The 21,125-nt window shown below is 51.2% G+C and carries 19 protein-coding genes and 1 pseudogene; 5 read left to right on the top strand and 15 right to left on the bottom strand.

The features are described 5' to 3' along the window. Window positions 1-9: 9 nt before the first annotated feature. The 8 genes from AC1MDE_RS00100 to AC1MDE_RS00065 all read right to left on the bottom strand — a co-directional run bounded on the left by AC1MDE_RS00100 (window position 10) and on the right by AC1MDE_RS00065 (window position 8,370). Window positions 10-510 carry a sugar dehydrogenase complex small subunit gene (locus AC1MDE_RS00100; protein WP_479400212.1) on the bottom strand — a complete coding sequence of 167 codons (501 nt, stop codon included), beginning with the start codon at window positions 508-510 and terminating at the stop codon, window positions 10-12. 56 nt (window positions 511-566) lie between these two features. After that, complete coding sequence (locus AC1MDE_RS00095) at window positions 567-1,946, bottom strand: c-type cytochrome (protein ID WP_058960992.1); 1,380 nt, start codon at window positions 1,944-1,946, stop codon at window positions 567-569. A gap of 2 nt (window positions 1,947-1,948) precedes the next feature. Beyond that, complete coding sequence (locus tag AC1MDE_RS00090; RefSeq protein ID WP_479400214.1) at window positions 1,949-3,577, bottom strand: GMC family oxidoreductase; 1,629 nt, start codon at window positions 3,575-3,577, stop codon at window positions 1,949-1,951. Window positions 3,578-3,597: 20 nt separating this feature from the next. Next, window positions 3,598-4,137, bottom strand: a complete 540-nt coding sequence (locus tag AC1MDE_RS00085) for a sorbitol dehydrogenase family protein (RefSeq protein WP_200574869.1) — start codon at window positions 4,135-4,137, stop codon at window positions 3,598-3,600. Between the two features lie 365 nt (window positions 4,138-4,502). Next, window positions 4,503-5,444, bottom strand: coding sequence for a sugar phosphate isomerase/epimerase family protein (locus tag AC1MDE_RS00080; RefSeq protein WP_058960995.1), 942 nt, complete (start codon window positions 5,442-5,444; stop codon window positions 4,503-4,505). Between the two features lie 27 nt (window positions 5,445-5,471). Further along, entirely contained in the window at window positions 5,472-5,900 is a 429-nt protein-coding gene (locus tag AC1MDE_RS00075) for a PTS mannitol transporter subunit IIA (RefSeq protein ID WP_058960996.1), read from the bottom strand. 34 nt (window positions 5,901-5,934) lie between these two features. Then, window positions 5,935-6,945 carry a Gfo/Idh/MocA family protein gene (locus AC1MDE_RS00070; RefSeq protein ID WP_479400217.1) on the bottom strand — a complete coding sequence of 337 codons (1,011 nt, stop codon included), beginning with the start codon at window positions 6,943-6,945 and terminating at the stop codon, window positions 5,935-5,937. Between the two features lie 15 nt (window positions 6,946-6,960). Further along, window positions 6,961-8,370 carry a sugar porter family MFS transporter gene (locus tag AC1MDE_RS00065; protein ID WP_480344094.1) on the bottom strand — a complete coding sequence of 470 codons (1,410 nt, stop codon included), beginning with the start codon at window positions 8,368-8,370 and terminating at the stop codon, window positions 6,961-6,963. 754 nt (window positions 8,371-9,124) lie between these two features. Between AC1MDE_RS00065 and AC1MDE_RS00060 the strand changes: the two genes are divergently transcribed. Beyond that, on the top strand, window positions 9,125-9,994 hold the full coding sequence (locus AC1MDE_RS00060; protein ID WP_480344093.1) for an AraC family transcriptional regulator: 870 nt from the start codon (window positions 9,125-9,127) through the stop codon (window positions 9,992-9,994). A 60-nt stretch (window positions 9,995-10,054) separates the two neighbouring features. On the opposite strand, the gene AC1MDE_RS00055 is transcribed toward AC1MDE_RS00060, so the two are convergent. Continuing rightward, window positions 10,055-11,146, bottom strand: coding sequence for a YncE family protein (locus tag AC1MDE_RS00055; RefSeq protein ID WP_058960999.1), 1,092 nt, complete (start codon window positions 11,144-11,146; stop codon window positions 10,055-10,057). A 450-nt stretch (window positions 11,147-11,596) separates the two neighbouring features. On the opposite strand from AC1MDE_RS00055, the gene fhuE reads away from it, so the two are divergent. Continuing rightward, on the top strand, window positions 11,597-13,774 hold the full coding sequence (gene fhuE, locus AC1MDE_RS00050) for a ferric-rhodotorulic acid/ferric-coprogen receptor FhuE (protein WP_479400220.1): 2,178 nt from the start codon (window positions 11,597-11,599) through the stop codon (window positions 13,772-13,774). Between the two features lie 40 nt (window positions 13,775-13,814). Here fhuE and AC1MDE_RS00045 read toward each other — a convergent pair whose 3' ends face one another. Together AC1MDE_RS00045 and AC1MDE_RS00040 are read right to left on the bottom strand one after the other, a co-directional pair. Continuing rightward, complete coding sequence (locus AC1MDE_RS00045; RefSeq protein WP_058961001.1) at window positions 13,815-14,366, bottom strand: C40 family peptidase; 552 nt, start codon at window positions 14,364-14,366, stop codon at window positions 13,815-13,817. Between the two features lie 263 nt (window positions 14,367-14,629). After that, window positions 14,630-16,147, bottom strand: coding sequence for an MDR family MFS transporter (locus AC1MDE_RS00040; RefSeq protein WP_479400222.1), 1,518 nt, complete (start codon window positions 16,145-16,147; stop codon window positions 14,630-14,632). Window positions 16,148-16,226: 79 nt separating this feature from the next. On the opposite strand from AC1MDE_RS00040, the gene AC1MDE_RS00035 reads away from it, so the two are divergent. The 3 genes and pseudogenes from AC1MDE_RS00035 to AC1MDE_RS00025 all read left to right on the top strand — a co-directional run. Then, window positions 16,227-16,892: a TetR/AcrR family transcriptional regulator gene (locus AC1MDE_RS00035; RefSeq protein WP_058961003.1), complete on the top strand. Its 666-nt coding sequence runs from the start codon at window positions 16,227-16,229 to the stop codon at window positions 16,890-16,892. Window positions 16,893-16,951: 59 nt separating this feature from the next. Continuing rightward, window positions 16,952-17,416, top strand: a complete 465-nt coding sequence (locus AC1MDE_RS00030; RefSeq protein ID WP_058961004.1) for an SRPBCC family protein — start codon at window positions 16,952-16,954, stop codon at window positions 17,414-17,416. Window positions 17,417-17,496: 80 nt separating this feature from the next. Further along, window positions 17,497-17,628, top strand: a pseudogene (locus AC1MDE_RS00025) (porin); the annotation flags it as partial. 65 nt (window positions 17,629-17,693) lie between these two features. On the opposite strand, the gene AC1MDE_RS00020 reads toward AC1MDE_RS00025, so the two are convergent. The 4 genes from AC1MDE_RS00020 to accC form a co-directional block, all read right to left on the bottom strand. Further along, window positions 17,694-18,032, bottom strand: a complete 339-nt coding sequence (locus tag AC1MDE_RS00020; RefSeq protein WP_034829921.1) for a helix-turn-helix domain-containing protein — start codon at window positions 18,030-18,032, stop codon at window positions 17,694-17,696. Continuing rightward, complete coding sequence (locus tag AC1MDE_RS00015) at window positions 18,029-18,379, bottom strand: type II toxin-antitoxin system RelE/ParE family toxin (protein WP_479401937.1); 351 nt, start codon at window positions 18,377-18,379, stop codon at window positions 18,029-18,031. Before AC1MDE_RS00015 ends, AC1MDE_RS00020 begins: the two co-directional genes overlap by 4 nt. 120 nt (window positions 18,380-18,499) lie before the next feature. Then, entirely contained in the window at window positions 18,500-19,771 is a 1,272-nt protein-coding gene (locus tag AC1MDE_RS00010) for a Glu/Leu/Phe/Val family dehydrogenase (RefSeq protein ID WP_479400225.1), read from the bottom strand. A 70-nt stretch (window positions 19,772-19,841) separates the two neighbouring features. Further along, window positions 19,842-21,125, bottom strand: a 1,284-nt coding sequence (gene accC, locus AC1MDE_RS00005) for an acetyl-CoA carboxylase biotin carboxylase subunit (RefSeq protein ID WP_480344092.1), incomplete at its 5' end; no start/stop codon positions are given.

Below are 21,125 nucleotides of genomic sequence, written 5' to 3'. Positions count from 1 at the left end.
TCTTCTGAATCAGGGCTGTTGCGCCCAGCTACCACATTTGCCGTAGGAGAAACTCGGCGGCACTAATTTGTCATCCACCAGCAGATTGGCGAGCGTGTTCACGTAGGTGACATACAGCGCGTGATTGCCCTTGCCGACCACACCGTTGTACCAGCCGCCAAGTATCACTTTTGCCAGCTTTTCGCTGTCCGCATCCGAGGCAAACGCCAGGTGATCATGCTGCAGCAGTTCTGGCTGGTTTTGCAGTAACGCCTTCAACTGTGCGAGCGCAGGGAGAAGACCTTTCTGCGTCTGGCTCAGGGCCAAAAGCAGCGCACACCCAACGGTGGCATTCAGGGATTCTTGTTGCGTCAGCTGTTGTGAAACCTGCATAAAATCATCCAGCCCAGCCACGTTGGTCGGTGACTGGGCGGCGTTAAGGCGCGGCAACGGCAAAAGCTGGCCTGCGGCGCTGGCAATCGTCACCAGCCCGACCATCTTCAACACGCTGCGGCGTGAGTAGTGCTTCATAGTGTCTTCCAGTAAAAACGTCGCCTGCCATCACAGGCGACAGAATAAAATCGAATCTATTTTTTATGTCTGCGGCGCATCAGCCACCACATTAGCAGTGCAATTACCACCAACGCACCGACGCCTACCCCGACCTGCGCCAGCATCACCAGTGGTGATGACGGTCCACCACGACGGATTTCCGCCACCTGATCAGGTGAGACGGTTGCGTCAACATTGCCGTAGTGATGCAAGATCCAGTTCGACAGCGTGGCAACTTGCTGATCATCAAGCTGATTCAGTGCGTTCGGCTGCGAACCAAACGGCGGCATAAACACATCACCTTCGGCGGTATGACGCTGAACGCCGTAAAGAATGGTAGCAATCAGGTTCGACGGATTACGCTCTGCAGTAGCACTATTATGGAATAGGCTCGGATAAAACGCGTCTTTGGTTCCCTGGCCGCTGCTGCCGTGACAAGACGCGCAATTGCCGGAGAACAGGCGAGCACCTTCATCGCTGGTGGGCGCGTTAAATGCATCACCACGGAACGCCACCAGATTTTGAGCCGCTTTACCCTGTTCGAAGCGCGAAGCGCCGCTCGCAGGTGCATCTTTATCCGTCACGCTGCCCATGTATTCGGCAATCGCGGCCAAATCGGCATCCGATAAGTGCTGGAAGCTATGGGTAATCGCCTCCGCCATGCTACCAGCAGCCTGCGCTTTCCCCGCGAGACGACCGGTTTTCAGGTAAGTGATAAGATCCTGCTGTGACCACTGGCCAATCCCACTCACCGCATTGGCGGTGATATTCGGCGCGAACCACGGGCCGACCTGCGCACCAGTAAAGGCATCACCCTCTTTCTCCTGCATCAGAAAACCGCGTGGGGTGTGGCAAGTGCTACAGTGCGCTGCGCCATCCACCAGATAGCGTCCGCGATTCCAGCTGTCAGAGTGTGACGCATCCGCTGTGTAGCCCGGTGCTTTCAGGAACAGCGCGTTCCAGAACATCATCGAAAAACGCAGATTCAACGGGAACGGCAGATGGGTCTCTTCCGTCGTGTTATCCACCGGCTGCACGCCTGACATGAAGTAGGCGTACAGCGCATGCACATCTTCATCCGTTAAGGTGGCATACGCGGTGTAAGGCATCGCCGGATAAAGATTGGCGCCATCGGCACGCACACCTTTACGCAGCGCATCAGCAAATTGCTGCTCACTGTAGTTGCCAATCCCTGCGACCTTCGACGGCGTGATGTTGGTGGCGATGATTTCACCCACCGGTGATTCAATCGCTTTGCCACCGGCGAAGGGTTTACCGTGTTCAGCGGTATGACAGGCAGTACAATCTGAGGCTACCGCTAAATATTCGCCTTTTTTGACCAAGGCATCATCAGCGGCATGAGCGGCACCGCTCGCCAGTGCCAGAACCAGCGCGATCTGTTTTATTTTCAACATGATTACGCCTCCAGAGCCTGTTTAACGATGGCATCAGCGGCTTTAAAGGCGAGCGCCACCATCGTCAAGGTGCTGTTACCGCAGGCGGTACTTGCCATCGCCCCGCCGCCCGGCAGGAACAGATTGCGGTGATCGTGAGCGCGACACTCGTTGTCCACCACCGAATTAGCCGGGTCGTTACCCATGATGGTGCCACCCATGATGTGCTTGCTCTGGTTGAATTGTTTCGAGAACTTCTTATCGATCGCGCCCATCGCTTCGGCAATCTTGTCAGCGATCGGTTTGGAGTAGTTCTGGTACGAACGGCGAACATAGTCGCCCACATTGTAGTGAATGGCCGGTTTCGGCAGACCAAGCCAATCCTTTTTATCGCTCAGCGTCAGGCGGTTATTGGCATCAGGCAGGATTTCATGCGCCAGCACGATATCGGCGGTGCAGGCGGTCATGCGGCGGATCTCTTCATCCAGTGCTTTACCCACCAGCCCTTTCTCCAGTGCGCCAAAAGTGACGAAGCGGTTGCGCGCAAAGTTGTTGAAGCGGAAGTAAGCACCCGCATGCTCAGAACGGAAATCGCCTTGCGAGGTTTCCATAATGCCGCTATTCACCACCGGTCCTACGCCCGCCCAATAAGGTTCATCCAGCGTTAAGGTCATGGTGATTTGTGGATGGTCCATCATGTTGCGGCCGACTTGATCGGAGCTATTCGCAATGCCGTTCGGGTTGCGCGAATCAGCAGACATCAGCAGCAGTTTTGGTGTTTCCAGCCCGTTACACGCAATGATGAACAGCTTGCCGCTGACACGATGGGTTTGCTTGTGCTGATCGTAGTAGTGCACCGCTTCGATTTTGTTGCCGGCATTGGTTTCAATACGCCACACCACCGCGTTATCGAGGATGGTGGCGCCTTTGGCTTCAAGGCGGGAAAGTGCCGTCGCACCATCATACTTCGCGCCCACCGGACAAACCGGCACACAGTTGTTATTGGCGCAGCATGCCGGGCGATCGTCATAGGACATGCCGCTGTTACGGGCCTGCGCGGTAGGGATGTTATGCAACCCCAGCTTCTCGCGCACCACTTCGGTAAAGCGTGCTTCACCCGGTCCAAACGGCAGCGCGGGCATCGGATAAGGTTTCGAACGCAGTGGAGGCCATTGCAGTGCCGGATCGTCCGGTCCACAAATGCCGAGTTTATATTCAGCACGGGCGTAATAAGGTTCCAGCGTCTCATAATCAAACGCCCAGTCACGGCCCACGCCATAACGTGAATGCAGCTGCATATCCGCTGGGGTTAAGCGCCAGCAAGTACCGGCCCAGTGCCAGGTCGAACCACCGGCATAGCGCACGTAGCTTTGCGCATAAGAGTCTTCACCGCTTAATTGCAGATAGCCTTTTCCTGCGCCCGCCGGTTCCGGATGAGGCGCCCATTCGCGTGATGGGTAGCACTCAATCGGGTTGCCTTTGGCTGCCAGCGGCAGGTTACGATAATTTTCTACGATTTCGGCACGCGATACGCGCGGGCCGGCTTCCAGCATCAACACCGGAATACCGGCATCAAGCAGTTGCTCAGCGATCACCACACCGACCACGCCGGTGCCAACGATCACCACAGGTGACTGAGAAGGAGCTGCCATGTTTTGTCTTCTTTTAGTGGTCAGAATTGCGGTACGGGAAGAACCGGAGTGTTAGCACGCTGCCAGTTGTTAGGCCCACTGATGCCGTAAGACGGGATCGTGATGGTGTCTAACGTGGTCTGCCAGGTGAGCGCCTGCTCGTAAGCGAACGCTTTTGCCGAACGCTTGGGTTCGAGGCAGCCGGTGTACCAGCCAAAGATGATCTTGTGCGCCAACGCCTGCAATTCGCCTTGCGGAATTGCCGGGAAGAAATCTTCAACGATCTGCGCCTTGTTAGCTTTAGCAATCGCCAGCAAATGATTGAGATTTGCCATCAAATCGGGCTGTTCAAGTTCTAACAACGCCAGCATGCGCTGCCCCACCGCATCATCTAACTTATGGTTGACCAGAAGACGAGATATCTGCATGAAAGGAATGAAGTTTTTCGACGAGTCTGCAAACGCCAGGCGCGGAAGCGCCGAGGTGATCAGGCCGCCAGCCACGATCACGACGCCGGAAAGTAACACTCTCCGACGTGACAACTGGACCTCACCAAGTGGCAGGTCTTGCGAAGTACTCATGGTGTATCCCTGGTTAGTGACACGCTCAAAATCCCCCGCAAAACGGAGGAAAAAATATCTAATTGATTGATATAACGTAAAACACCCGCCGATTAACAATCACGCAACGCAACGTTAATCAGATACCTTAGAAACGCACGGGTTTTTAATATAATAAATAGATCCTAAACAAAATCCATACGTAATGATGTTTTCGAATCAAAAATGAGTGGGATTGGGCAGGAAAAATGGTGATGTAATCATTTTGAGTGATGTAAGTCGCAGTAAATCTTTAACAAAATGCGATTGAGACCGGATTGGAGTGTAAGAGCGAACTTAAAAAAACCGCCATCTCTATGAGACAGCGGCCTTAATTTAATACAAACCTACTGACTCAGCGTTGCGTTCAGCGCATCAATGGAAGTCTGCAGACCAGCCTCCACGCTCATGGTGAGATCTTCCATCTCCAGCGACACATCACCGTTGTAGCCCGTCATGCGCAGCACAGAAAAGAACTCTTTCCACCACTTCAGATCCTGACCGCAACCGACAGCAACGTAGTTCCAGGTCCGGGTTTTCGTGTTCGTCACCGGTTGATATTCCATCAAACCGTCAACATCGGCCAAACCACGCTCAATGCGCGCGTCCTTGCCGTGGACGTGGAAAACTGCCCCTTCCAGCCTACGTGCAGCAGCAATCGGGTCCGCACCCATCGCAATCAGGTGCGAAGGATCGAGGTTCATGCCGATCATGTCACCCACCTCGTGACGCAGGCGCAGCAATGTCGAGGGGTTGTACACCAATTGGCATGGGAACTCTTCAATCGCGATTTGTTCGACGCCATGCTGTTTAGCGTGCTGGACAAATTTCTTCCACCACGGAATGGCCACCTCATGCCACTGATAATCGATCACACCCGGCATATAATCTGGCCATGAGATGGTAGAGGTAATCCAGTTCGGCACGCGATCTTCTGGCCCCCCACCTGGCAGGCCACTCATCATCACGATCTTTTTCACGCCCAACTTGCCTGCCAACTCAACCGCGCGATAGCTACTTTTCGTGTGTGTCTCACCCAATTCACCCGGTGCTAACGGGTTCCCCGAGCAGTTGAGCGCCACGATGCGCATTTCACGTTCAGCCAGCTCTTGCTTGAACTTCTCCAGTTTTTCTGGCGAGGCCAGAAGTTCCTCTGTTTTCACGTGCGGGCAGGGTGACCATCCACCCGCCGTCATTTCTACGCCCTCAATACCGTAGCTTTTAACTTTATCCAGCATCGCCGCGAAAGGTAAATCCGCCAGAACGTCAGTACATAATGCAAGCTTCATTGTTTAATCCTTCATCTGGTGCGTAAATCACGCTTTCTCAAATTGTTCGATAAATTCTTGTTTGGTTTTTGCATTGGCTAATAACGTGGTTTTCACTTCATCGCCGAGCAAATTGGCAATATCAGCTAACAGTGGAATATGTTCATTTTCAGTTGCCGCAACAGCAACGACGACAAACACCACCTTTCCAGCGCCCCAACTCACACCATTTGGAAATTGAAAAACCTGATACCCGGTTTTAATCACCTGGTCGAGGTTCTCTTTCGCACAATGAGGGAAAGCAATACCCGCCGCAATATAGGTAGAAACGCTTTTTTCACGCGCTAACATGCCATTGATAAAGCCAGGTTTTACATAACCGGACTGCTCTAACGCCTTTGCCGCTATCTCAATGGCTTGGTTTTTATTCGCTGCCCGACATTGCAAATGCAGCGCATCTTCCGTCAGTTTCAACATCGTCATTCCTCACTTTTCGCGAGAAGTTAGGTTATTAGCGATAAAGCGCGGGCTGCTCTGGAATCACCACGTCATGTTTCTCGCCATCTTTCAGCGAGGCCAGACCGGCATCACAGACCAGCGCGACGACGTAGCCATCCCAGGAGGAAGGGCCGCTCATTTCGCGACCATCACGCACGCTGTCAACAAAATGCTGAACTTCGCGATCGTAAGCCGTTGCAAAACGTTCCATGCAAGATTGCGCAATGTGTTGTGCATTGCCGTTCAGTGAGCGGGTACTGATGAACTGTTGCTCCGTCAAGGCGGCAATGGCATTTTCACCAATCACTTCACAGCGGATGTCGTAGCCGTAGTGGCAGTTCACAAACAGTTCATCGTCAATACGAACACCGGATTCGGTTTCGAAGATCACAATCAGCGGATCCTGCAAGTGCGGCAATGCGCGGCGGGTTTTCTTACGCGGCTTGTCTACACGCACAGACGTGATGTTTTCGTTCAGCAAATAGCGAATGATGTCGATTTCGTGAGTGGCGGAGTCGTTAACCGCCATCTCGAGCGTGTAGCTCTCTGGTACTGACGGGTTGCGGTGAGCACAGTGAATCAACATGATGTCGCCCAACGCGCCCCCCTCGATCGACTGCTTCAGCGCCTGATAACCCGGGTCAAAACGACGCATAAAGCCCAATTGTAAAAGGCGCTTACCCGCTTTGACCTCTGCATCAATAATTTCTTTCGATTCATCAGCCGTTGGTGTCAGCGGTTTTTCGCAGAATACGGGCTTGCCCGCATTAAAGGCCGCCAAAATTTGCGCTTTGTGTACCGGACCAATAGAGCAGATAAAGACTGCATCGACCAATTCGGAATTGATCATCTCTTCTGCATCATAAAACGCGGTGGCACCAAATTCGTTCGCCACGGCATCGGCTGTTGTGTGGTTAATATCGCAAACAGCAGTGACTTGCGCGCCGGAAATAACATGGTGGAAACGTTTCAGATGGTCCAGGCCGATCATGCCCAGACCAATTAAGCCGATTTTGACTGTCATTTATTCATCCTCAGGTTAAAAACGAAATTTCTTTTCAATCTGTTCCAGAGTCAGGCCACGCGTTTCTGGTAAATATTTCACCAGCAGAATAAGCATGATGACGTTGGTCGCGCCGAAGAAACCGAAAGTCATGCCGCCACCGTAATGGCTAAGCAAATAAGGGAAGATGGATTGGATCATAAAGTCGAAGATCCACAGGCCAAATACCGCAAAGCCCATGCCGACACCACGCATTCTTAATGGATAGATTTCCGCTAACATCAGCCAGAATACCGGCGCAATCCAACCCTGCATAAACACCAGGAATACCAACATCAAGCCAAGAATGACATAAGGTGCGTTGGCGAAATTGGCATGCAGCGTATCCACTCCGTTGACGGTTTCAGTGTGGAAGAAGAATTTAAACGCCAGGCCAATCAACACCAGGCTAACGGTTACCCCAGCCTGACCGGTGAAAAACATTTTTCGGCGTGAATGCTTGCCAATCAACGCCATGCCCAGCAGCGTCGCCAATACGGAGATAATGCCGTTCGCCACCGCACCGGTAACCGCTGCCGCATCACCGAGCCCGGTTGCTTTCAGGACGATTGGCGCGTAGTACATGATGGTGTTGACTCCAGTCACTCGAGTGGCCAGCACAATCATTAAACCAATCAAAACCAGTTGAATCACCCAGCGATTTTTTAGCTCAGCGAACAGATTAAACTTCACCTGATCAGCCTTAACGATCTGCTGAATCTCTTTCACTTCGCGGTCTACTTCCTCCGGAAGACGCAATGTTTTCAGCACCTTCACGGCCTTATCCGTTTCGCCACGGCGAATAAAGAAGCGTGGTGATTCAGGCATCATTAACATCCCGAACCACAAAAGCGCACCCGGCAGTGCGGGAATCGCCAGCATAATGCGCCAGTTGTGCTGCATCTCTGGATACAGGTTTACAATCGCAGCGTTAACGGAATACGCCAGGAATTGCCCGGTCACGATCATTAATTCGTTGACCGTCACCAATCGTTCACGCTGATCTGCCCGCGCTAATTCGGAAATATAAATAGGTACTGTCACGGAGGCACAGCCCACCGCTAAGCCCAGAATAAAGCGGGCCACAATCATTGAGGGCACATCCCAGGCGAATGCAGTGCCTAAAGCGCCAAACATAAAGATAGCTGCAACCCATAGCAGGTTTTTACGCCTCCCCTGTTTATCCGATAAATATCCGCCAAATAATGATCCAAGTGCCGCACCGAATAACAGGAATGAGGTAATAAAACCTTCCTGCGCAGGTGTCAGATTCAGGTCATACTTCATGAATATCAGCGCACCGGAAATAACACCGGTATCGTAACCAAAGCATAAACCACCAATCGTTGAAACAATGGTGATTAACCGCATGCGCTGAGGATTTTGCAGGTTCGTTTTATTATACATAGCTGTTCCATCTGGTTGTAAGGTAAAACCGTTGCAAGCCGTATTTTTGGTCAGTCGTCGCTGAGGAATTTTACGCAGCCTGAATCAGAACATTTATTTAATGCACAACATCATTATTGTTATTTTCCTGGCAACGCTGAACACGCTGCCAGTCCCCTTCTCGTTACAACAACGTTATATCAAAGTGAATTCCAAACACCAGTTGCTCTCGCCCACACGATTTAACAGCGTGCGAAAGATCATATATTCCTCACAAAAAGCACGAAAACCAGTGATTAAAGTCACATTGCAAATATTGTGCGTTGACATAGCAAGAATGAAGACAGATTAAAAAAGCCATATTTTCACATTTTTGTTAAAATATTTCTTAGCGACTATGGCACGCATTTAATGGCGCTTATCGCCTGTGGTTTCGTCAATTTTGTATTTCTACCTGTTCGTATACAGCAATTTTGATGATATTTTCACTTTAGCCCTCAACTTATCCCTATTGATTGCAAGTTCATGCCGCTCAACACAACATCATGCTTTCCTGGTATTTAATGTGTGGGTATATTTTGATCAAAATAAAAGTGTGACGACGATCAAATTTATATTTTAGCCAATGTTTAAAAAACAAAAATCAACACCTGGCACTCTCCTAAAATCATCAACGCCTTACCTGTCAATGGATTAAATATCAGTAAAAAGCAAAAATGATGATTACGAGGCTGAAAACTAATGCAAGAATAGCGCTATACCAACAGGAGCTACCATGATTACCTTTTGCATAAATGAACATCCCTCCGCCCGTGGCTTCGACAACAGTTTGCGTCCGCGCCTGGCGTTTATGTGCAAAGCAGAAGGTAAAGAAGAGGCCATTCCTCGCGTCATGCACAAGCATGATGACCGCTTTGAAGTGATGTTCATACGCTCAGGCAGTGGCATCTACAACATCGATGGCCGAGGCTATAACGTCAAGCAAGGCGATATCATGTTGTTTAACGCGAATGTGCTTCATGACGAAAGCCCTGATGCGTCAGACGATTTATTGATCTTCAGTTGCGGCGTCGAACAACTTAAGGTTGATGGCTTGCCTCTCAATATTCTCACCACGCGCGCCCAACCTGCCGTGATGCCCAGCGGTGAGTTTTATGATGAAATTTGCCAGTTGTTTGATCAGATGTGGGCGCACGTTAACAGCAAACGGCTCTTTAGTGCCGAAATCGGCGATAACTTACTGAGCGTGCTGTTATTACTGTGCCGCAATATCTGGATTGAAAACAAACAAGAGCAGGAGAGCAATAACACCCTACTGGGACAACGCATCAAAGATTACATTGATAATCACTATAAAGATGATATCGCTCTGAGTTCGATCACCGCTGCATTGAATATGAATCAATTTTATCTGGCGCACGTATTTAAAGATTATTCAGGTTATTCACCCAAACAATATCAGACACGTCGCCGAATTGGCGAGGCGCAAAATTTGCTATTGAGCACCAATCTGGGTGTCACTGAGGTGGCTAACGCCGTGGGTTACGATAACGTCAATAACTTCCATCGCATCTTTCATAATCTTGTCGGCATTCCACCTGCACGCTATAAAAAATTCTGGCTGACCGGGCAACTCAATCGTTAATTTTTCGTTCTTCCAAAAGCAAAATGCCCTCTTTCGAGGGCATCTTTTCATAGCGCAATCTTATTTCAGTGTAATACGCGCAATACCATCGGTGCCTTTAGTTGAAGAGTCTTTATTGAACTCGGCCTTCAAGGTCACATACAGGGTATTGTTATCCGGTCCAATCAGCAGGCTGTTGGGATTCTGTTCGAATGACCAACTGTTCTTCACTGCGTAAGTGGTGGCATCCAACTGCAGTACTCTCTTCGATTCGCGCTGGCTGATGAAGATCTCATTGCGCTTCGCATCGAATTTAATACCCAGAGAATCACCCTCGATACGCTTGATCACTTTACCGGTGCGCTCGTCAAAGACCAATGTGGCTTTGCCTTTAGAATCGTCAGTCACAAACAGGCGGCCAGTGGATGGATCTTCTGCCATGTTCAGGAACAGATACTCTTTACCGTCACCGGCTGTCCAGCGCTTCTCGATTCTGTGGGTGCGCGGATTAATCACCAGGATCTCGCCAGAGCCGTTGGCCGCATAAATACGTTCAGTAACTGGAGAGTAAATAATGCCCGTTACCCATTTGCCCGCATTTTTAATCTCGGTTTTCAGTTTGAAGGTCTTAGTATCGACCACGGAGATATAACCTGGATCGGCCACTCGACCGACATACAACTCATTGCCATGCCACAGCACTTCACGCGCACCCGCTGGGTAGCCTTCTTTGCTGATTTTGCCCGGGAACACTAAACGCTGCAGCACTTTACCGCTTTGCGCGTCCACTTTGGAAATAGCGCCATCCAGTGAGTTGGTGGTGTAGAACACGCTGCCCTGCTCATCGATCGCCGTACCAAAGTTTTTCAGATCGGTGTGTGTCTCACCCTTGGTCTCAAGCGTCACAGGATCAAGACGATAGATCATACCGCCGTTAACATCTTTGAATGCCTGTGCGCTGGCGACAAACAGTGCTTTCGATGCTGGAGAGTAGGCCATTTCGTACAGGCCATCGCCCAGGTCGCGTTTCAACACTGCGGTATCAACCGGTTTTACAGTCTCAGCGGCTGGTGCCTCGGCTTTTTTGGCAGGTGCCTGGCAAGCCGTCAGGCTAAATGCTGCGGCGATCGCCATAGCAACAGTGGCTTTACGCGGGCTAAACAACGATTTCATGCTGAACTCCATCAATGGATGAACGGCTCCGACCACATTGTAGCGGGCGGAAAATATAAGAAGAATGAGAATCATACGCATTAACGTAAAGTAATCAAATATTCGCGTAGGTTTATGTGCTCATTCCATCGACTTAATGAAATGAGCGTTCAGCCAAATCGGGCGCTGTGTAGGGCTAAAACGAGTAAAATCTTGCCTGATAAATGTGAAAACGTCCGCAACTAGCGGGTTATAAATCCATCCAGTTAACTGAATTTCCTCGAATTTACATATTATTACACTTCAGATTGAATCCTTGCGAGATTCTATAAAGCAAATGATTATCATTGGCGTTCGTAATTAGATAGTGCATTCGTTTGTTCTGCCCTTTTGGGTAGCACGACGCAACCACCAGCATAACAACCGAAGCGTAATGGCTTCTTATAACCATCATTTACCACGGAAACGATTATGTCTTTGATCGGCAGGGAATCAGGTATCCGCAAAACGTTCAGCGTTTCATTGTTGGCTATGGCAGTACACGCCCTTCTCAACCCCACATTGGCGCAGGCTGCCGATACGACTCAGCAGGATCTGGTGGTCAATGCCACCACCAGTGACAGTAGTGATGACACTGACAAGCAGGACTATGCGGTGAAAACCACGCGAGCGGGCACCAAGCTGCTACTCACCCCGCGCGATGTGCCGCAATCAGTGAGCGTGGTGACGCAGCAGCGTATGCAGGATCAGCAGCTACAAACTGTCACCGACGTGTTGAATAACACCACTGGTATCACCAGCAATTTGGTGGATTCTGAACGTTCTGAATACTATTCCCGCGGCTTCAAAATCACTAACTTCACCTTTGATGGTATCCCCACTTCTACGGGTGATAACTGGAACTACGGTGACGCGGCATCTGATACCGCCATTTATGATCGTATTGAAGTGGTACGCGGCGCGACAGGCCTGATGACTGGGGCTGGCAGCCCCTCCGCTTCGGTCAATATGGTGCGTAAACACGCCGACAGTAAAGATTTTACTGGCTCGGTCAGCGCCAGCTATGGCAGTTGGAATAAACAACGCTATGTCGCTGATATCGCCGGGCCGTTGAACAGTGAAGGTTCGCTCCGCGGGCGCGTGGTAACGGGTTATCAGGATCAGGACAGTTGGCTCGATCGCTATCATAAAAATAAGAAGTTCCTTTATGGCGTGGTCGATGCGGATATCACCGCTAATACTACCCTTTCATTAGGTTATGACTACGAAAAGGCCGATACGCGCGATCCTACCTGGGGTGGCTTACCAGATTTCTATAGCAACGGTTCTCTTACGCACTACAACCGCAGCCTGAACTCCGCCGCCGATTGGACTTACTATCACACCGAAATACAGAAGGTTTACGCCGATCTGGTGCATAACTTCGATAACGGCTGGAGCTTCCATGTGAATGGTACCCATGCCAAAAATACCTTTAGCGATAAGTTGCTTAACCTGTATAGCGCATTCCCTGACGAGAGTACCGGCGAAGGCGTAACCGGCTACGGCAGCCTGGACCGTGGTAAACGTGAACTGACCTCCGTTGATGGTTACGCCAGCGGCCCGTTTGAGTTACTTGGCCGTCAGCACCAGTTGATGGCAGGCCTGAGTTACAGCCGCCAGCACAACCAGACTTACAGCCAGGATGGCGTCACTGACCTGGATGAATATGATATTACCGCCGCTGATATGGGGCCATTTAACAACAACTGGAACGGTAATCTTGCTGAGCCGCAGTGGCAAGGTTGGTATCTGAATGCCAATGATGTCATTCGCCAGAAGTCTGCTTATACCGCCGCGCGTATTTCATTGGCCGATCCACTATCACTGATTATTGGTGCTCGCTACACCGAATGGAGCACCAACGGCAGCAGCGGCGATATGACCCAGCACAACACCACGCCGTATGCCGGTCTGGTGTATGACATCAATGATACCTGGTCTGCGTACGCCAGCTACACGTCGATTTTCCAGCCTCAAACCTACCGCAATAGCTCAGGCCACTACCTTTCTCCGGTTACCGGAAAAAGCTACGAAACGGGGTTAAAATCGGCCTGGTATGACGGTCGTTTGACCGCAACCTTTGCGGTATTCCGCATTCAGCAAGAAAATGTCGGGACAGCAGAGGATGGCGTCTACGTTAATAACAGCAGCGAGCAGGCCTACACCGCCACTAAGGGCGCACGCAGCAAAGGCGCCGAGTTTGAACTGAACGGTGCGCTTACCGATAACCTGCAATTAACCTTCGGCGCAACGCGCTATGTAGCGCGTGATTCGGATGGTCGTTATAACCCTGATCAACCGCAAACCCAGTTTAAGCTGTTCACCCGTTATCAGGTTCCAATGCTGCCCGACCTGACTATCGGCGGGGGTATTAACTGGCAGAACCGCGTATTTGAAGATGTGAGCGCGCCAGATGGCAGCACCCAGCGCGTGTATCAGGGAAGCTATCCACTGGCAAACCTGTTTGCCCGTTATCAGGTCACCAAACAGGTTGCGGTGCAAGCTAACGTCGATAACTTATTCGACCGTGAGTACTACACCTATATGAACAACTATGTTTACGGTGAGCCGCGCAACTTCTCGGTTAGCGTGTCATATCAATTCTGATAAAAAAATCCCCGGCGCCAGGCCGGGGATACTTTCTGCATCACACTTTATTTTTATAATTAAAGCTGATCTGCGAATTCTGTTCACGTGGCAGACGCCGCGCCTCCAGATATACCGATTTCCAATACGGATTATTCAGTGAGGAGCGCATCACGCCCTGGCTAACCGAAGCGTGGAGGAATTGATGATCGGTGTCATAAAAGCCAACGTGTAACTCGTGTTTGATACGAAAGAACACTAAATCACCGGGTTGCAGGTGCGCCTTATCAACCGGCTGCCCCATGGCAATTAATTCGCGCGTTGTGACACGATCCATTGGAATATTGAAACGATCTTTTAAGGTTCGCCAGACAAAACCGGAGCAATCCACACCGTTTAATTGCGTGCCGCCCCACTGATATTTGGTGCCTTCCCATGAGTGCATCTGGTCGTGTAATGCCGCGATCACCGGAATCAAATCGGGTTGCTTACCACCATCGGTTGAAGCATCGACACTCTCTTCCGCAGGTGGATGAGAAGTTTTGGAAGAGCAACCTGCCAGGGTAATAACAAACAGACAGGCGATAAATTTTCTGGCCGCAGAGTTGATCATGGGATGACGTTTTCGCTGAGGGAGACAGTGGTTAGAGATTTATACCGCAAAAAAGTTGCAAAAATAAATAGCTCGCCGCTGAATTCTTTTAATCCTCTTCTTTTTTACTTAAGTTTACGCAAACGTAACATCATGTATTTGGGATAAAAATTATATATTCCTTCGCCAATTTTCGCTTTGGAGGTTATTAATTCGCCCAACTCTGCTGCTATTTCATCCCACCATCAGCATCTGGCTGCCGATGGTGGCAAGCCGGCATCATTTTATTGTTTGGATTGACTGCGTAACGGCGACTCCGGCAGGAACAACGACAGAATAAATGCCACTGCCATCACCACCGCTGCCATTTGAAAAGCCGCATGCACCGCTTCGCTAAATACCTGCAAATAAGCTTGCTGCACATCATAAGGCAAATGGTGCACGGCGTTAGGATCCAGCGTTGCGGGTAATTTATCGCCCTTTTCGACCAGCTCAGTCAAACCCGATTTCAAGACGTGGCTAAACATCGCACCAAACAACGCCACACCAATTGAACCGCCCACCGAACGGAACAACGTGACGGAGGATGTGGCGACGCCAATGCGGTCTGGCGTCACACTGTTCTGCACCGCCAGCACCAGCACCTGCATCACCATCCCCATGCCCATTCCGAGCACGCAGGCGTAGAGATAAATCTGCCACAGCGCAGATTGCAGGGTGAGCGTCGTCATAAGAGCCATCCCGACGGTTGCCAGCAGTGTTCCGCCAATCGGGAACAGACGATAGCGACCGGTACGACTGATAATGCGTCCGCTGATAATCGATGTCACCAGCAGTCCACCCATCAGCGGCAGCAACTGCAACCCAGCTTCGGTCGGGGTTGAGCCTTTCACCACCTGTAAATAGAGCGGCAGGAAAGTCACGCTGCCAAACAACGACATCCCGACAATAAAGGCCATCAAACTGGAGAGCGAAAAGCTGCGATTGCGGAACAAGCCCAGCGGAATAATCGGTTCCCACGCACGACGCTCTTCATAAATAAAGCCAATTACGCCCACCAAACCAAATGCCAAAATGCACCACAGCACGGGATCGCTCCACGCACGCAGCGTGCCACCTTCGCTGGTGAAAAGCGTAATCCCCACCAGCGCCAGACTGAGACATACGGCACCGGGATAATCGATCTCGTGCGGCTTACGTTTGTTATCCGCTTTAAATACTGCGTTGATAATCACTAGGGCGAAGAGGCCTAGCGGCAAGTTGATGTAGAAAATCCAGCGCCAGGAGGCGTGCTGCACGATAAAGCCACCGAGTAACGGGCCCACCACCGTCGCCAAACCAAATACCCCGCCAAACAACCCTTGGTATTTGCCGCGATCGGCAGGCGGGATGACATCCGCCACCGCTGCCATGCTAACCACCATTAGCCCACCGCCGCCCAGACCTTGCAGGGCACGAGTAAAGATCAGTTGCTCCATATTTTGTGCCAGTCCACACAAAGCTGAGCCAATCAGGAACAAGACAACGGAGATCTGCAGCACCGTTTTACGGCCAAACAGGTCACCAAATTTGCCATACAGCGGCACGACGATGGTGGACGCCAGCATATAGGCCGTCACGATCCATGACAGGCGATCCAGCCCGCCCAATTCACCCACAATAGTGGGCAACGCGGTTGAGACGATGGTCTGGTCGAGTGCAGAGAGCAGCATTACCAGCATCAGTGCGCCCATCAGCAAGCGGACGGAAGGTGGACTCTCTTCCCCGCTGCCCGATCGCGGCGCTAATGTTTCAGGTTTCATAACAGACACCAATTGAAATTAATTAAATACACAATTAATATTGATCGAAGTCTGACATGAAACAAGTGAGCGCGTAAAGATGACCGCACAAAAAGTCGCTGCTGATGATAAGGCAACCATTGCCAAACCTCGCCGTCCTGGGCGTCCGCGTGGCGGTGCCATCTCTGCACAACAGCGCGAGCATTTATTGGATATCACGCTGGCACTTTATGCCGAAAGCGGCATCGCTGAAACCTCGCTGAATGCAATCGCTCGTAAGGCTGGCGTGAGTCCGGCGATGCTCAACTATTACTTTCAGTCGCGCGAATCGTTGTTAGATGTGGTGGTTGAGGAGCGCTTTTTACCGTTACGCCAGCGGCTGGAAGCACATTTTGATGGGGAGATAAGTGACCCTGTCACCACATTCAGTGGATTCATCCGTGAAATCGCTGATATCGTTCTGAACAACGACTGGTTCGCCCCATTATGGATGCAAGAAGTCACCAGCGGTTCGCACGGCTTAGGTCAACACATCAAAGAACGTTATGGACATGCGGGACGCGACAAAGTCAGGGCGTTAATTGTGCGCTGGCAACAGCAGGGTTTATTGAATGCAGCGTTGAATCCCGATTTGCTGATGACCTCCATCCTGAGCATGATACTCGTGCCCTTCACACGCTTCGCCAATGAGCCGGAGTTTGATACGGAGCTGATTGTACAGCACACGCTTAGCTTGTTCTGTCAGGGGATCCGCCCAGTCAGCTAACCCGTTTTCTGCCTCGCAACTACACTTTTGAAATGACATTCTGCGAGCAGGAAAACATGATGATTTTAGATGCCGATACCGATTTACAGCTTGAGCGTTCCCTGCAAGTACCGGCCGATGTGATTTGGCGCTGCTGGACCACACCAGAACATCTCAAACACTTTTTTGTGCCTAAGCCTAATAAGTTAGTCAGTTGCGATATCGATCTGCATCCTGGTGGTCGGTTCAACACGGTTTTTGAGGTGGATGGGAATGAAATGCGCAACGAAGGGGTATTTCTGGAGCTGATACCTGGTCGGAAGCTGGTTTTTACCGATACCTATACTGAGGGATGGAAACCTGCTGAGCATCCTTTCATGACCGCAATATTGCTACTGGAACCGCTCAATCCTCATGCGACCCGCTATGTTGCCATTGCCAGGCATCGCAACGCTGAAGCGCGTGCCGAACATGAAAAAATGGGCTTTCATAGCGGCTGGGGCATGGTTGCCGATCAGCTTGAGGCCTATGCCAAGATGCTTTAATGGGCACCTGCGGTTTTCTTGATAATGAGCCTACTTAAAGGCTCATGGGCAATGAAGCTTTACTTAAATTCCTTGAGCCAGGATTAACCTACTACTTCAATAAAAACATGTAGACCTTTGTGGCCTACTAGATCAACCTGCTCGACGATAACAACAAACTCGGTCTGCCGAATGATGACCAGGTAGCATTGGGTCTGGTGTATCAGTTCTAATATATTGAAAGGCCAGCAATGCTGGCCTTTTTCGACTACTCGCAGTCAAGTTTGCAGCGCGTGAATTACTCGATCACCAACTGGACCTTTTTGCCCATCGCCGCAACCATACCCACTAACGAATCAATGGTAAATTTTTCTGTTTTTAGATTAACCACATCTGAAACTCGGGGTCTGGAAACGTGCAGGATCTTTGCCGCTTCAATCTGCTTATGGCCACTTGCCGTCATCCATTCAGAAATTTCAGTCATTAGCTGCTTCTTTAATTCGTCGGCTCGGTTAATTTCTTCACGAGATTGTGTCAGAAGGGAGTCCGCTTCAGCCGGTTCGAATCCGAGATCAGCAAAAATATTGCTGCCCGCTTTGGTGATATGCCGCGACTGGGTATCGATTTTATCGGTCATGTTAGTTTTCTCCGTTCTTCGATAACTGCTTTATAACGCTCGATAATTATATTCACATCTTTGGGGCTGGTTTGTTGTGTTTTCTTTTGGAAGGCATGTATGACATAAATGGCTTCAACAAATTTTGCCACATAAACGACGCGATATTCGCCATCATCGCCTTTTATTTTGATCTCAATAACACCTGCTCCCCAGCGATTTACAGCCTTGTAGTGAGTGGGATTATGTCCATTTTGAATTTTGTGAAGTTCAAATCCAACGTCCTTTTTCACCTCATTGGGGAACATTTTGATGTCCTCCAGAGTTGTACCACGCCAGTCTAAATCCTTTTCATCCTTTTCATCCATTTCCGTGCGCTTCACACCACTCCATTTGTGTATAAAATATTATACACACCTAAGTGTACGGAACAAACTTCAGGCAATAAAAAACCCCGCATTTGCGAGGCTTCTCTCAAACTAATGTGTTTACGGATACAACCCGCGATCCTTCCTTGCCAGCAGAATTCGCTCGCAGGCAACGGCGTAAGCTGCCGTACGCAGCGTCACGTTCAGCGCATCCGCTTTATGCCACACCGTTTCAATCGCGTGCTGCATAATGCTGTCCAGCCGTTGATTGATCTCCTCTTCGCTCCAGAAGAAGCTGGAGAAGTCCTGCACCCATTCAAAGTAACTCACCGTCACGCCGCCCGCATTCGCAATCACATCTGGCACCACAGCAATGCCGCGTTGCTGCAAGATATCATCGGCTTCCGGCAACGTCGGGCCGTTTGCGCCCTCAATAATCAGGCGACACTGAAGCAGGTTAGCGCGTTCAGCTGTGATCTGTCCCTCCAACGCTGCAGGCACCAGAATGTCGTAAGGCTGCGTCCAAAAATGTTCATCCGCTATGGTGTCAGCACCCGGGAAGCCCGCGATACTACCGTGAGCCTGCTGCCACGTCTGTAACGCCGGGATATCCACTCCGCTGGACAAATACAATGTGGCTTTGTGATCCTGCACCGCCACCACTTTTGCCCCAATCGCATGGAACAGTTCGGCGCTGACGCTGCCAACGTTACCAAAACCCTGCACCGCCACGCGGCTACCTGGCACACCAATGCCCAGCTTAGTCGCAGCGCTGCAACCGGTGACGAAAACCCCGCGCCCGGTGGCTTTGACGCGCCCCAGTGACCCGCCCAGATGCACCGGTTTGCCGGTCACTACGCCGGTGGTAGTGGCGCCAACGTTCATCGACCAGGTATCCATCATCCACGCCATTACCTGCGCGTTGGTTCCAACATCAGGGGCGGGAATATCCTGTTGCGGACCAATCATATTGCCGATCTCGCTGGTATAGCGCCGGGTTAAACGCTCCAGCTCTTTATGGGATAAGGTGGTGGGATCGACACGCACGCCGCCTTTTGCTCCGCCAAACGGCAAATTCAGTGCGGCGCACTTCACCGTCATCCATGCTGAGAGCGCCATCACTTCCTGCAACGTCACATCAGGATGAAAACGCACCCCACCCTTACCCGGCCCACGCGACAAATTGTGCTGCACGCGATAACCCTCAAAATGACGCACTGAGCCATCATCCATTTCCAGAGGGATATCAACAATTAATGCCCGCTTCGGATGCGTCAACGTATCGGCCCAACGGCTGAGATCGCCCAGCAGTGGCAACACGCGTTCAACCTGCGTCAAATACGTTGACCAGGCTGAGTGACAGTCGCCTGTCACATAGGAAAGTTCAGACAAACTGACCTCCAGATTTTACTGTCAGGATAGAAAATGCCGCCAACGGCAGAATGGCGGCGAGAGGATTGGTTTAGTCGTGCAGGCCGAGTTTTTTCTCCAGATAGTGGATGTTGGTGCCACCCTGCTGGAAATGTTCGTCGGACATGATTTTCATCTGCAGCTCGACGTTGGTCTTGATGCCGTCGATGATCAGTTCCGCCAGCGCATTTTTCATGCGCGCGACGGCCACTTCACGGGTGTCACCGTAGGTGATCAGCTTGCCGATCATGGAATCGTAGTACGGCGGCACGCTGTAGCCGGCATAGATGTGCGATTCCCAGCGCACGCCAAAACCGCCTGGCGCGTGGAAACGGGTGATCTTGCCCGGGCTCGGCAGGAAGGTGTTCGGATCTTCGGCGTTGATACGACATTCCACCGCATGACCGCGTACCACCACGTCTTCCTGTTTGATCGACAGCGGCTGACCGGCAGCAATACGCAGCTGCTCTTTGATCAGATCCACGCCGGTGATCATCTCGGTCACCGGATGCTCCACCTGAATACGGGTGTTCATCTCGATGAAGTAGAACTCACCGTTTTCGTACAGGAACTCAAAAGTACCCGCACCGCGGTAGCCGATATCGATACAGGCTTTCGCGCAGCGCTCGCCGATAAAGCGACGCAGTTCTGGCGTGATGCCCGGCGCTGGCGCTTCTTCAACCACTTTCTGGTGACGACGCTGCATTGAGCAGTCACGTTCCGCCAGATAGATGGCGTTGCCCTGACCGTCGGCCATCACCTGAATCTCGATGTGACGCGGGTTCTCGAGGAATTTCTCCATGTAGACCATGTCGTTGTTGAAAGCCGCTTTGGCTTCCGCTTTCGTCATGCCGATGGACTGCTCAAGATCCTTTTCACTGCGCACCACGCGCATACCGCGACCGCCGCCGCCGCCGGAGGCTTTGATGATCACCGGATAACCGATGCGCTTAGCGATGGCACGGTTTTTATCCATGTCTTCGGTCAGCGAGCCATCAGAACCTGGCACGGTCGGAACGCCGGTTTTCTTCATGGCGGTGATCGCAGACACTTTGTCGCCCATCAGGCGGATGGTGTCAGCTTTCGGGCCGATGAAGATAAAACCAGAGCGCTCAACCTGCTCGGCGAAATCGGCATTCTCAGAGAGGAAGCCGTAGCCCGGGTGGATCGCCACGGCGCCGGTGATTTCGGCGGCAGAGATCAGTGCAGGGATGTTCAGGTAACTTTTGACCGACTGTGCCGGGCCGATGCAGACGGTTTCGTCCGCCAGCAGCACGTGCTTCAGGTCGCGGTCAGCGGTTGAGTGAACCGCAACGGTCTTGATGCCTAATTCTTT

It is taken from the genome of Pantoea folii (assembly GCF_056678875.1).
The sequence above is the reverse complement of the archived record's forward strand: the minus strand, read 5'-3'. Positions and strand labels throughout refer to the sequence as shown.

What these genes read in the sequence shown, in the direction of transcription:
- AC1MDE_RS00035 (WP_058961003.1), top strand. Translation starts at nt 16,227, where the DNA reads ATGACCGCACAAAAAGTCGCTGCTGATGATAAGGCAACCATTGCCAAA.
- fhuE (WP_479400220.1), top strand. Translation starts at nt 11,597, where the DNA reads ATGTCTTTGATCGGCAGGGAATCAGGTATCCGCAAAACGTTCAGCGTT.
- AC1MDE_RS00060 (WP_480344093.1), top strand. Translation starts at nt 9,125, where the DNA reads ATGATTACCTTTTGCATAAATGAACATCCCTCCGCCCGTGGCTTCGAC.
- AC1MDE_RS00080 (WP_058960995.1), bottom strand. Translation starts at nt 5,444, where the DNA reads ATGAAGCTTGCATTATGTACTGACGTTCTGGCGGATTTACCTTTCGCG.
- AC1MDE_RS00055 (WP_058960999.1), bottom strand. Translation starts at nt 11,146, where the DNA reads ATGAAATCGTTGTTTAGCCCGCGTAAAGCCACTGTTGCTATGGCGATC.
- AC1MDE_RS00020 (WP_034829921.1), bottom strand. Translation starts at nt 18,032, where the DNA reads ATGACCGATAAAATCGATACCCAGTCGCGGCATATCACCAAAGCGGGC.
- AC1MDE_RS00085 (WP_200574869.1), bottom strand. Translation starts at nt 4,137, where the DNA reads ATGAGTACTTCGCAAGACCTGCCACTTGGTGAGGTCCAGTTGTCACGT.
- AC1MDE_RS00095 (WP_058960992.1), bottom strand. Translation starts at nt 1,946, where the DNA reads ATGTTGAAAATAAAACAGATCGCGCTGGTTCTGGCACTGGCGAGCGGT.
- AC1MDE_RS00030 (WP_058961004.1), top strand. Translation starts at nt 16,952, where the DNA reads ATGATTTTAGATGCCGATACCGATTTACAGCTTGAGCGTTCCCTGCAA.
- AC1MDE_RS00075 (WP_058960996.1), bottom strand. Translation starts at nt 5,900, where the DNA reads ATGTTGAAACTGACGGAAGATGCGCTGCATTTGCAATGTCGGGCAGCG.
- AC1MDE_RS00100 (WP_479400212.1), bottom strand. Translation starts at nt 510, where the DNA reads ATGAAGCACTACTCACGCCGCAGCGTGTTGAAGATGGTCGGGCTGGTG.
- AC1MDE_RS00015 (WP_479401937.1), bottom strand. Translation starts at nt 18,379, where the DNA reads ATGGATGAAAAGGATGAAAAGGATTTAGACTGGCGTGGTACAACTCTG.
- AC1MDE_RS00070 (WP_479400217.1), bottom strand. Translation starts at nt 6,945, where the DNA reads ATGACAGTCAAAATCGGCTTAATTGGTCTGGGCATGATCGGCCTGGAC.
- AC1MDE_RS00040 (WP_479400222.1), bottom strand. Translation starts at nt 16,147, where the DNA reads ATGAAACCTGAAACATTAGCGCCGCGATCGGGCAGCGGGGAAGAGAGT.
- AC1MDE_RS00045 (WP_058961001.1), bottom strand. Translation starts at nt 14,366, where the DNA reads ATGATCAACTCTGCGGCCAGAAAATTTATCGCCTGTCTGTTTGTTATT.
- AC1MDE_RS00065 (WP_480344094.1), bottom strand. Translation starts at nt 8,370, where the DNA reads ATGTATAATAAAACGAACCTGCAAAATCCTCAGCGCATGCGGTTAATC.
- AC1MDE_RS00090 (WP_479400214.1), bottom strand. Translation starts at nt 3,577, where the DNA reads ATGGCAGCTCCTTCTCAGTCACCTGTGGTGATCGTTGGCACCGGCGTG.